This window comes from Flavobacterium melibiosi, assembly GCF_048158545.1.
Classification (GTDB): Bacteria; Bacteroidota; Bacteroidia; order Flavobacteriales; family Flavobacteriaceae; genus Flavobacterium; species Flavobacterium melibiosi.
In genome coordinates, this window is record NZ_JBLNKU010000021.1 from 18,620 (window position 1) to 31,573 (window position 12,954).

Sequence of the window (12,954 nt, forward strand, 5' to 3'; positions counted from 1 at the left end):
CTTCAAAAGTATTTCATCATAAAAGCTTCAAGAACTACAACTTAACATAGAACATCCCACTTTATCTCTGGCCCAATAGGGTCTTTTCACAAACCATTTTTGAAAATTCAGTTGTTCATCATAAGGATTTTTAAGCATTTCAAATAATTCGTTTAGCAAAGAATAATCTCCCTTATCCGCGTCATCAATACACAATTGCGCTATGTAATTCCGCAATACATATTTTGGATTCACTTTATTCATTTGCTCTTTTCTTTCGGAATCCGAAAGTGTTTCTTCATTGATTCGAATGGTGTACTTCTCAAACCAATCGTGCCAATCTTTCAAGATAGTTTCATTCAAATCCTTTTCGTTATAAAAGGCATCTTTTATGGTATTGAAAGCTGTTATTACTGTATCATCTTTAGTAACATTACTCAGATTTCTAAAGAAAATGGTCATATCCGTTTCTACACGTTCAAGTAGTTGAATCAGGCTCTCAATTAAAACGGTATCATTTTCTTTTTTGATTTGGAAACCAAGTTTATTTTGCATCATATTCAAATACTCCTTTTCGTAATCAGCACTAAAAGCATTCAAAATAGTTTCAAGAGGTTTAGCATCCTGAATCAAAGGATACAAAGCGTTAGCCAATTGATACAAATTCCACAGCGCAATTTCAGGTTGATTGCCAAAACGGTATCTTTTATACTGACTGTCCGTTGTATTAGGCGTCCAACTGGAATTGTAGTCTTCCAACCAACCGTAAGGTCCATAATCAATGGTAATTCCATGAATAGACATATTATCGGTATTCATAACACCATGAACAAAACCAACACGTTGCCAGTGTACAATCATGTTAAGCGTAGTTTGAGTAACTTCTTGAAAAAAGGCCAGATATTTTTCGACACCTTCTCCTTGAATATGTGGGAAATGATATTTGATGGTAAAATCAGCTAATAATTTGAGATTAACAAGGTCCTTACGAGAAGCAAACAATTCGAAACTACCAAAACGGATAAAAGATGGAGCCACTCTACAAACGATTGCTCCTTTTTCATAAGCAGGATTTCCATTGTACATTATATCACGTAGCACTTGATCTCCAGAAAGCATTAGCGAAAGCGAACGTGTTGTAGGAACACCCAAATAATGCATCGCTTCGGCACACAAATACTCTCGGATGGAAGAACGCAAAACCGCATAACCATCCGCAGTTCGGGAATATGGTGTAGGCCCTGCTCCCTTTAGTTGCAAAGTGTACGTTTCGTTGTCATGAACAACTTCGGTTAAATTGATGGCACGACCGTCTCCTAATTGCCCAGCCCAATTCCCAAATTGATGTCCGGCATAACACAATGCAAAGGGTTTTGTTTCCGGATAAACCGTGCTTCCTGAGAAAGTGTTTAAAAAATCAGCGGAAAGTATATCTTCAAGAGAAAGACCAATGGCATTTGCTACTTCATTTGAAGCATGAATCAAATATGGATTGGAAGGCTTTTTAGGTAGTACAAACGAATAACAAGCTTGCTGTACCTGTCTCGGCGTATTGCTTTCACTTGGGTCTGCTGGCAACTCGCTTATAAAACTATTTTGCAAATGAAGTTTCATATCTTTAAAAAGAATTAAATAAAAATCAGTAGGTATTATAATGTAAAGGTATTCGATACCCTACATTAAATAGAACTCTTTTGATAATATTAATTTATAACTAAAATCGTTTCGCTTATAACATTAAAATTCCATTTGTAGTATCATCCGTAAAGTATAGTTCATAAAAAAATCCTGAGCTTTCACTCAGGATTTTTAATATATAAACTTTTTTTTTAATTAAGAAAGCGCTGCTTTTACTTGATCAGCTGCTTCTTGGAATTCAACAGCAGATAAAATTGGCATTCCTGAATTATCAATTAATTCTTTTGCGATAGCTGCATTTGTACCTTGTAAACGAACAATGATTGGTACTTTAATAGCATCCCCCATATTTTTGTAAGCATCAACAACTCCTTGTGCCACACGGTCACAACGAACGATTCCTCCAAAAATATTAATCAAAATTGCTTTTACGTTTTGATCTTTTAAGATAATACGGAAAGCAGTTTCAACACGTTTTGCATCAGCAGTTCCACCTACGTCAAGGAAGTTAGCAGGCTCAAAACCAGCATACTTGATTAAATCCATAGTTGCCATCGCTAAACCAGCTCCGTTCACCATACATCCTACTGTACCGTCAAGGTCTACATAGTTTAAACCTACTTCTTTAGCTTCAACTTCGATTGGATTTTCCTCACGAACGTCACGCATATCAGCATATTTCTTTTGTCTGTATAAAGCATTATCATCGATATTTACTTTAGCATCTACAGCCATAATTTTATTATCAGATGTTTTCAAAACCGGGTTGATTTCAAACATTGAAGCATCAGATCCAATGTAAGCATTGTATAAAGAATCGATGAATTTTACCATTTCTTTAAAAGCATTACCTGAAAGACCTAAGTTAAAAGCAATTCTTCTTGCTTGAAAACCTTGTAATCCAACAGAAGGATCAACTTCTTCGGTAAAAATTAAATGTGGTGTGTGTTCCGCAACTTCTTCAATATCCATTCCACCTTCAGTAGAATACATAATCATGTTACGACCTGTAGCTCTATTCAATAAAACAGAAACATAAAACTCAGAAGTTTCACTTTCGCCAGGATAATAAACATCTTCAGCGATTAAAACTTTATGTACTTTTTTACCTTCGGCAGAAGTTTGAGGCGTTATTAATTGCATTCCGATGATTTGTTCTGCAATTTCTTCTACTTGTTGTAAATTTTTGGCAAGCTTAACTCCACCACCTTTACCACGTCCACCTGCATGAACTTGGGCTTTTACTACATACCAACTTGTACCAGTTTCGGTAGTTAATTGTTTTGCAGCAGCAACCGCTTCTACTGGGCTATTAGCAACGATTCCGCGTTGAATGCGAACTCCATAGCTAGCTAAAATCTCTTTTCCTTGATATTCGTGTATGTTCATAATATAGAATTTGTCTGGATTCTGAATTTATTTCAGAATAAAAGTGGCACAAAAATAGCAAAATTAAACTTAACTGCTATTTTTTTTTATTAAATGTAGCGTCTAAATTTGCATATTTCAAGCTAACCATTAGGCGAAGTAAAAAATATAAAAAATAACTAACATTTTGTTATAATTCTACAACAAAAATCTTCAGTAAAATAATTCTTTCAAAATTATTGACTGAAGTCCTTTTAATCTGTTTTCTTTTTATAGAAAAATCAATTGAATTGTATTTAAATACAATTATTGTGATTTATCGTACCTTTTTCTACTATTACTGTAAAAATACACTCAATTTGGCTTTTACACTCATTATATGTTACTAAATCTTTAATTTTGTAAAAAAAATATTAAGCATGAAAGTTAAAGAACAAGGCCTTTATTTGCCCGAATTTGAACATGATAATTGTGGCGCAGGATTTATTTGTAATTTGAATGGAATTAAGTCTAATGATATTATCCATAAAGCACTAGATATCTTAATAAAGCTAGAGCATCGTGGAGCTGTAAGTGCAGATGGAAGAACCGGAGATGGAGCAGGAATCTTATTTGACATCCCTCATATATTTTTTAAGAAAGTATGTGATTTTGAAATCCCGGAAGCAAGACAATATGCAGTAGGAATGGTTTTTATGCCAAAAAGCATAAACCAAGTAGCTTTTTGTAAAACAACTTTTGAGGATTCTATACGCAATCAAAATTTAGAAATACTAGGATGGAGAGACGTTCCTGTTGATATTTCTAATTTAGGACAAATTGCAGCTGAAAAGGAACCAACCGTAAAACAAGTATTTGTTGGTAAAAATGGATTGGATCTTACAGAACAACAATTTAACGCCAAAATGTTTGCTGCAAGGAAAATTGCAGAACATACTATAAGAAATTCAAGAACATCAGAAAGTCATATGTTCTATTTTTCTAGTTTTTCAACAACTACCATTATATATAAAGGTTTGTTGATGCCAGAAGATATTAGCCGTTACTATATTGATTTATCTGACGATGACTTAGTGACTAGACTAGCTTTGGTACACCAAAGGTTTTCAACAAATACGTTCCCTTCATGGGAATTGGCTCAGCCATTTAGATACATGTGTCATAATGGTGAAATCAATACACTTCGCGGTAACATTAGCAGAATGCGTGCTCGTGAAGAATTGATGCAAAGTGATGTATTTGGTGATGATTTGAAAAAATTATTCCCTATCATATTAGAAGGAAAATCCGATTCAGCTTCTATGGATATGGTTGTAGAACTGTTATTGATGACTGGACGTTCTTTACCGGAAGCAATGATGATGGTGGTTCCTGAAGCTTGGGAAAAACACCAAACCATGTCGGAAGAGAAAAAAGCATTTTACGAATATAATGCTTGTATCATGGAACCTTGGGATGGTCCAGCTTCTATTCCTTTTACCGATGGTAACGTTATTGGTGCCTTATTGGATAGAAATGGTTTAAGACCTTCTCGTTATACATTAACAAAAAGCGGTTTCGTAATTATGTCTTCAGAAATTGGTGTTCTTGATATCAAACCAGAAGATGTAATTCAACACGGTCGTTTAGAGCCAGGAAAAATGTTCTTGGTAGACATGAACGAAGGTAGAATCATAGAAGATGATGAAATCAAAAATGCCATCGCTACCAAACGTCCTTATAAAAAATGGTTGGATGAGAATTTATTGCAATTAGCTCAAATTCCTTATACTAACAATCCAATACCGACCGAAAATATTGATTTTGAAACAAGACAACGTTTATTTGGTTACACAATAGAAGATTTAAAAACAATCATCAACCCAATGGGAGCTCAAGGAAATGAAGCTTTAAGTTCTATGGGTAATGATACTCCGTTAGCGGTTTTATCAGATCAACCACAACTTTTATATAACTATTTCAAACAGTTATTTGCTCAAGTTACTAATCCACCATTGGATGGTATTCGTGAAGAAATTATTACTGATATCAGTTTAGCAATTGGTGGTGATTATAATATTTTTGATGTTGATCCTAAACATTGTAAAAAATTAAAAATTCAAAATCCAGTTATCTCTAATGAAGATTTAGATAAAATAAGAAATATTGATCATGTTGATTTCAAATCGGTGACAATTTCTACTTTATATGATATCGAAAAAGGAGTAAATGGATTGGAACGCGCTTTGGAAAGAGCAGTACAAGCTACTTTTAAAGCTGTTTCAGAAGGATGTAATATCGTAATCATTTCTGATAGAGGTGTAAGCGAAAAAATGGCTCCAATACCAATGTTATTAGCTTGTTCATACATACATCATTCACTAAATATTCTACAAGTTCGTTCAAAATTTGGCATCATAATTGAATCTGCTGAACCACGCGAACCACATCATTTTGCATTATTATTCGGATATGGTGCAAGCGCAATAAATCCTTACATGGTAAATGAAATCATTCATGACCAAGTTAACCAAGGTTTTATTACTGGTATAAAAGCTGATTATGCTATTAAAAATTACAATAAAGCGATTGCAAAAGGAATCCTTAAAATCATGAATAAAATTGGTATCTCTACTTTACATTCGTATAGAGCGGCCCAAATTTTTGAAATTTTAGGACTAAATAAAACATTCACTTCTAAATATTTCCCTTACACACCTTCCAGAATTGAAGGAATTGGATTAAATGAAGTAGAAAAAGAAATCAAAAAAAGATATCAAAAAGCTTTCCCAAATTCAAAAGTGGCCAATTTATTGCCGCTTGAAATTGGAGGTGTCTACAGATGGAGAAGAACTGGTGAAAAACACATGTTCAACCCAACAACGATTTCTAAATTACAACAGGCTGTTCGATTAAACAGTCCGGAAAGTTATAAGGAATACTCTAATATGGTTAATGACCAAAGTAAAAGCCTAATGACTATTAGAGGTTTATTTGAATTCAATAATTTGGATCCAATTTCTATTGACGAAGTAGAGCCTTGGACCGAAATTGTAAAAAAATTCAAAACTGGAGCCATGTCTTATGGATCAATCAGTCAGGAAGCGCATGAAAACTTGGCAATTGCCATGAATAGAATTGGAGGAAAAAGTAATTCTGGAGAAGGTGGAGAAGATTCGAAACGTTTCCAAAAAGACTTAAATGGTGATTCTAGAAATAGTGCTATTAAACAAGTCGCTTCAGGAAGATTTGGTGTATCTATTAACTATTTGACAAGTGCCAAAGAGATTCAAATAAAAATGGCTCAAGGTGCAAAACCTGGAGAAGGTGGACAATTACCTGGAGAAAAAGTAGTGCCTTGGATTGCCGCTGTAAGAAATTCAACTCCTTATGTTGGACTAATTTCGCCTCCGCCACATCACGATATTTACTCTATTGAAGATTTATCTCAATTGATTTTTGATTTAAAAAATGCCAATCGTGAAGCACGTATTAACGTTAAGTTAGTTTCTGAAGTTGGTGTTGGAACAATTGCCGCTGGTGTTGCTAAAGCAAAAGCTGATGTGATTTTGATTTCAGGATACGATGGAGGAACCGGTGCTGCACCATTAACTTCACTACAACATACAGGTATTCCTTGGGAACTTGGACTTGCCGAAGCACAACAGACTTTAATCTTAAATGATTTAAGAAGTCGTGTAGTTTTAGAATGTGACGGACAGTTAAAAACAGGACGTGATGTAGCTATTGCTGCTTTACTTGGAGCCGAAGAATTTGGTTTTGCTACAGCGCCGTTGGTAGCGTCTGGCTGTATTATGATGAGAGCTTGTCACTTGAATACCTGTCCAGTTGGTATTGCTACTCAGGACCCTGAATTGAGAAAAAATTTCAAAGGAACTCCAGAGCATATTATTAACTTCATGTATTTTATTGCTGAAGAGTTGAGAGAAATCATGGCGCAATTAGGATTTAGAACACTAAAAGAAATGGTGGGACAATCTCAAAAATTGAACGTTAACAAAGCCATCAAACACTATAAAGCAAGTGGATTAGATTTATCTACTATTTTATATAAACCAGAAAAAGCTAAAGTAGTTCCAAATCACAATACAACTACTCAAGATCATGCTTTAGATAATGTACTTGATTTTGAAATTATAAAAGCTGCTATTCCTTCTATTTATAGAAAAGAAAAAACAAGAGTTACTTTTGATATTAAAAATACAGATCGTTCTGTTGGTGCAATATTAAGTAATGAAATTTCAAAAATATATGGTGCACAAGGTTTACCAGAAGACACGATATTAGTTGATTTTGAAGGTTCTGCCGGACAAAGTTTTGGTGCTTTTGCAACAAATGGTCTGTCATTCAAAATTCATGGAAACTGTAATGATTATCTAGGAAAAGGACTTTCAGGTGGTAAATTAATTATCAAAGTCCCTCCTACTGCAACATTCAAACCAGAAGAAAACATCATCATTGGTAACGTTGCACTTTACGGAGCAATTACTGGTGAAGCTTACATCAATGGTATGGCTGGAGAACGTTTCTGTGTTAGAAATTCTGGAGCAACAGCAGTTGTTGAAGGAATTGGAGATCATGGATGCGAGTATATGACTGGAGGAACTGTTGTAGTTCTAGGAAAGACGGGTAGAAATTTCGCTGCTGGTATGAGTGGTGGTATTGCTTATGTTTTTGATCCAAATAAAAAATTCGATGCTACAGTATGTAATATGGAAATGGTTGCTTTTGAAACATTAGAAGAAGAGGATATAACTAAACTGAGACGTTTAATTAAAAATCATTCTATGTATACCAATAGTCCATTGGCAAAAAGAATTTTGGCTGATTGGGAAAATCAACAAAAACACTTTATTAAAGTAATGCCAACAGATTACAAAAAAGCATTGAAAAGATTAGCAGAAGAAAAGCAAATAGAAGAACTAATAGCATAGTCATGGGTAAGATAGGTGGATTTAAAGAATATAGTAGAACTGACGAAAATAATATAGCTGTTGTAGAACGTGTATCAAACTATAATGAGTTTACAATTCCGTTAGCAAAAGATAAAATAAAAGAACAAGGATCAAGATGTATGGATTGTGGTATTCCTTTTTGCCACAGTGCTTGTCCGTTAGGAAATTTAATTCCTGATTTTAATGACATGGTACATCAAGAGGAATGGGAAAGTGCATTAGAGATTTTGCAATCAACAAACAATTTCCCTGAATTCACAGGAAGATTATGTCCTGCTCCATGTGAAAAATCATGTGTTTTGGGTATAATCAGTGAACCGGTAGCTATTGAAAATATTGAAAAAAATATTATCGAAAGAGGTTTCGCAGAAGGATGGATAAAACCACAAATTCCAGCGACAAGAACAGGCAAAACAGTAGCTGTCATAGGCTCTGGTCCTGCTGGTTTAGCGGCTGCACAACAATTAAATCGTGCAGGACATACCGTTACCGTTTTTGAAAGAGACAATGCAATTGGTGGTTTATTACGTTACGGAATTCCAAATTTCAAATTAGAAAAAGGAATTATTGACAGACGTGTTGCAATTTTAGAAGCTGAAGGGATTGTATTTAAAACCAATGTAAACGTTGGTGTAAATTTCAGTATTGAAGAATTAAATTCTTTTGATTCAATAGTATTATGTGGTGGTGCAACTGAAAGAAGAAGCTTACCTACAAAAGGAATTGAAAGCAAAGGAGTTGTTCAGGCAATGGATTTTTTAACACAACAAACTAAAGTATTATACGGAGAATCAATTCCGAATCAAATCAAAGCTACTGGTAAAGATGTTATCGTTATTGGTGGTGGAGATACTGGATCGGATTGTGTTGGAACTTCAAACAGACACGGTGCAAAATCGGTTACTAATTTTGAAATTTTACCAAAACCACCAGTTGGAAGAAGTGAAACTACTCCTTGGCCTTTTTGGCCATTACAATTAAAAACTTCATCTTCTCATGAAGAAGGTTGTGACAGAAACTGGTTAATCAATACCAAAGAATTCATTTCTAACGAAAAAGGAGAATTAACAGGATTAAAAACTGTTGAAGTAGCTTGGAAAATGACACCGGGGCAAAGACCGGAATTGATAGAAAAAGAAGGATCCGAAAAAATTTGGCCTTGTGATTTAGCTTTATTGGCACTTGGATTTACAGGCCCTGAGAAAACATTAAGTGATCAATTAGGATTGGAAGTAGATTTTAGAAGTAACTACAAAGCAAATAATTATCAAACAAATGTTCCTCATATATTTACTGCCGGTGACATGAGAAGAGGACAATCCCTAATTGTTTGGGCAATATCTGAAGGTCGTGAAGCAGCTAGAGAAGTAGATAATTATTTAATGGGTTTTACTAATTTACCAACTAAAGGTAATGGTGATTTACCAAGTTTATAATAAAAAATAATTTTACAAAATCCCTTGATAAATTAATTATCAAGGGATTTTTATTTTCATAAAAGTTATAAAAAACAAATAAACGACATTAAATGTTATAATAATAACATTTTGTTATATTTTGTTAAAACCTGTACTTTTATTTGTTTGTATTGATAAAGAATAATAAATTTGCCTAAAAATAGAATCAAAATGCAAGGAAAAGACTTATTACAATTAGCAGAACAATTCGGTAGTCCGTTATATGTTTATGACGCTGAAAAAATACAATCTCAATACAATAGATTAACAAAAGCTTTTTCAAAAGTAGATAAGTTGCGCATTAATTATGCAATGAAGGCACTTTCAAATGTAGCCATCCTTCAATTACTAAAAGAAATGGGATCTGGTTTAGACACCGTATCTATTCAAGAAGTATTGTTAGGGCTTCATGCAGGATATGAGCCTGAAAAAATATTCTATACACCTAATGGAGTTTCTTTAGAAGAAATTGAAGAAGTTTCTGCTATGGGAGTACAAATCAACATAGATAATTTATCCATTCTAGAACAGTTTGGTACAAAATATCCATCTGTACCAGTTTGTATCCGTATAAATCCTCACGTAATGGCAGGTGGAAATGCAAATATTTCAGTTGGTCATATTGATAGTAAATTTGGTATTTCAGTTCATCAATTACCACATTTAGTTCGTATTGTTGAAAATACAAAAATGAATATTGTAGGTATCCACATGCATACTGGCTCCGATATTCTTGACATAGAAGTATTTTTATATGCAGCGGAGATCTTGTTTGATGCGGCAAAAAACTTTAAAAATCTTGAATTTTTAGACTTTGGAAGCGGATTTAAAGTACCTTACAAAAAAGATGATATCGAAACTGATATTGAAGAATTAGGAAAAAAACTTTCAAAAAGATTCAATGCTTTCTGTGCAGAATACGGTAAGGAACTGACATTAATATTTGAACCTGGCAAATTTTTAGTAAGTGAAGCTGGTTTCTTTTTAGCAAAAGTTAATGTTGTAAAACAAACTACATCAACAGTTTTTGCAGGAATAGATAGTGGTTTTAATCACTTAATTCGACCAATGTTTTATGGTTCACAACATCATATTGAAAACATATCACACCCAAAAGGAAAAGAACGTTTTTATTCTGTTGTTGGATACATTTGTGAAACTGATACTTTTGCAAATAATAGAAGAATATCCGAAATAAAAGAAGGCGATATTTTATGTTTTAGAAATGCGGGAGCCTATTGCTTCTCTATGGCATCTAATTATAATTCAAGATACAAACCAGCAGAAGTATTGTGGATGAAAGGCGAAGGGCACTTAATAAGAGCGCATGAAACCTTTGAAGATTTATTAAAAAATCAAATTCCATTACCTATAGCAATGGCAACAGCCTAGATTACAAACTCCGTCTCAATTTTATGAGACGGTTTTTTTTTACAATTTTGTCCCGTCCTGAAAAAATCGACTATAAACACAAATCTAGCTTCGGTAATCACGCACTATTCCAAAGCCAATAGATTGACAACTACGTACCATTTCCCTCAGAAAACAAGCTATATATTCAAAAAAAACTTTAAAAAGAGTTCCAAAAAAAATCCCGTCTTACCAGTTAAGACGGGATTTTCTGTTTCAAATAAAATCGTAATGTAATTTTTATTTTTTATCTAAAAGAGTTTCCAACACTTCTGACTCCGTTCCATTTGGAAATGGAATTTTCAACATCTGCGAGAGCGTAGGAGCAATTTGTGTAATGTACTTTTTAGCATGTAATTCTCCCTTTGGTACTTTAGTCCCATAAAAAAGTAATGGCACATGGGTATCATAACTATTGGGAGACCCATGGGTGGTTCCTGTATCTTGATACTGCATATAACCCGCTTTGTCCAACACAACAATTTCACCATTTTGTTTAGGATCGTAACCTTTTGAAATAAAACTTAAGAAATAGTCATCTCCTGAAGAAGCCAAAATCTCCTCTTCTGTATAAACTCTTTTCACCTGGTCTTGCGACATTAAAAAAGACACAAAACTCTGTTTTACTTTAGTCAAGTCTAAGCCTTTTTGTTTTATTATTTCTTTATTGAAAAAAAGATTAAAATTAGAATAATCCAATACTAAATTGACTCCGAAGGTTTCATCAGAATATCTCTTTAATGCTTTTACAATATCAGCTGAAGGAACATTCGCCACATTGTATTTATTATCTTTCATATAATTGGAGTTTTCTGCTCCGGCGTGATCAGCAGTCAGAAAAAGTAAATAATTATCCTTCCCAACAGTTTTGTCCAAGTAAGTCAAAAATACCCCCAAAGTTTGATCCAAACGCAAATAAGTGTCTTGTAACTCCATCGAACGAGGGCCAAAAGTGTGACCAACATAATCTGTCGAGGAAAAACTAACTGTCAAGAAATCAGTAATATCATCTTTTCCCAATTCTTCTTTTTCTATTGCTTTCATGGCTAAGTCAGCCAAAATATCATTCCCAAAAGGGGTTGTACGCAAAACATCTGCTCCTTTTTCTTTATAAATTTTACTTAAATCATATGGAAAAATAGGTGATTTTGTTTTATCTAATTTTCCTTCATATGGATTATCATCAGACAGACTTTCATTATAAGTTGAAACCGGTTTCAATAAATCCCAACCTTTGTTGATATAATTCATATACTGCTTTTCCTGATTAAATTCAGTTACCCAATTTGGTAATGTTGGACCATAAAAAGTACTTGAAATAAAGGCTCCGGATTTACTATACCAAAATGCCCAATTCGCAAAATGACCCGCTGGTAAAATAGCACCACGATCCTTTATGCTCATCCCGATTACTTTCCCTTTAAAATTAGTCGCCATTCTCAATTCATCAGTAATCGTAGTACTTAATAAGTTTTTAGGAGACATTGCTCCCTCCTTTTCTGTACCATCACCAATTGTTTTAACGGAAGCGTCGTCCGTACAATACATATCTTTTCCTGTAGCCTTATTGAACCAATCATTCCCTACAATACCGTGAGTAGAAGGTGTCGTTCCTGTATAAATACTAGCATGTCCCGGTGCAGTATAAGTAGGCGCATAATTGTAATGCATATTATGAAATGTGTATCCATTATCCATGATTCTTTTAAAACCATTAGATGAAAAATCATCTGAAAAACGATATAGGTATTCCATTTTCATTTGATCCACTACAATACCTACCACTAATTTAGGGCGTTGCTGACATAGGGAGTTTAAAGACATAATTAATGCCAAAAACAAAATATTTTTTTTCATATAATATTTTTATATTTAAAACAAAAATACAACATAAAGTTTGATTCAGCTATGAACAAATACGCAAGGATCCTAAATTAATCTATTCTTAACCCATCAAAATTTGGAGTACTGTTGCGCTTACAAAAAGGTATCTAATCAAAAAAAATCCTCATCAAATTCATGATGAGGATTCTTTAAAGAAAGGCGACGACATACTCTCCCACATAACTGCAGTACCATCTGCGCAGGCGGGCTTAACTACTCTGTTCGGGATGGGAAGAGGTGAGCCCCGCCGCAATAACCACCTT

General features: G+C 33.9%; 6 protein-coding genes and 1 rRNA gene. 3 read left to right on the forward strand and 4 right to left on the reverse strand.

Annotated features, from left to right (window positions below; all coding sequences use genetic code 11):
• Positions 1-27 precede the first annotated feature (27 nt).
• Both ACM55F_RS18240 and sucC read right to left on the reverse strand, forming a co-directional pair.
• Entirely contained in the window at positions 28-1,593 is a 1,566-nt protein-coding gene (locus tag ACM55F_RS18240) for a protein adenylyltransferase SelO (RefSeq protein ID WP_416855250.1), read from the reverse strand.
• Between the two features lie 219 nt (positions 1,594-1,812).
• The gene (sucC, locus tag ACM55F_RS18245) at positions 1,813-3,006 is read right to left on the reverse strand and encodes an ADP-forming succinate--CoA ligase subunit beta (protein WP_416855251.1); all 1,194 of its coding nucleotides are present in this window, start codon (positions 3,004-3,006) and stop codon (positions 1,813-1,815) included.
• 398 nt (positions 3,007-3,404) lie between these two features.
• On the opposite strand from sucC, the gene gltB reads away from it, so the two are divergent.
• The 3 genes from gltB (at position 3,405) to lysA (ending at position 10,789) form a co-directional block, all read left to right on the forward strand.
• Entirely contained in the window at positions 3,405-7,919 is a 4,515-nt protein-coding gene (gltB, locus tag ACM55F_RS18250; RefSeq protein ID WP_416855252.1) for a glutamate synthase large subunit, read from the forward strand.
• A 2-nt stretch (positions 7,920-7,921) separates the two neighbouring features.
• Entirely contained in the window at positions 7,922-9,376 is a 1,455-nt protein-coding gene (locus tag ACM55F_RS18255; protein WP_416855253.1) for a glutamate synthase subunit beta, read from the forward strand.
• A 192-nt stretch (positions 9,377-9,568) separates the two neighbouring features.
• On the forward strand, positions 9,569-10,789 hold the full coding sequence (lysA, locus tag ACM55F_RS18260; protein ID WP_416855254.1) for a diaminopimelate decarboxylase: 1,221 nt from the start codon (positions 9,569-9,571) through the stop codon (positions 10,787-10,789).
• A gap of 258 nt (positions 10,790-11,047) precedes the next feature.
• On the opposite strand, the gene pafA is transcribed toward lysA, so the two are convergent.
• Both pafA and rrf read right to left on the reverse strand, forming a co-directional pair.
• Positions 11,048-12,664 (reverse strand): alkaline phosphatase PafA, encoded by a 1,617-nt coding sequence (gene pafA, locus ACM55F_RS18265; RefSeq protein ID WP_416855255.1) that lies wholly within the window; start codon positions 12,662-12,664, stop codon positions 11,048-11,050.
• A 181-nt stretch (positions 12,665-12,845) separates the two neighbouring features.
• Positions 12,846-12,954, reverse strand: a 5S ribosomal RNA gene (gene rrf / locus ACM55F_RS18270).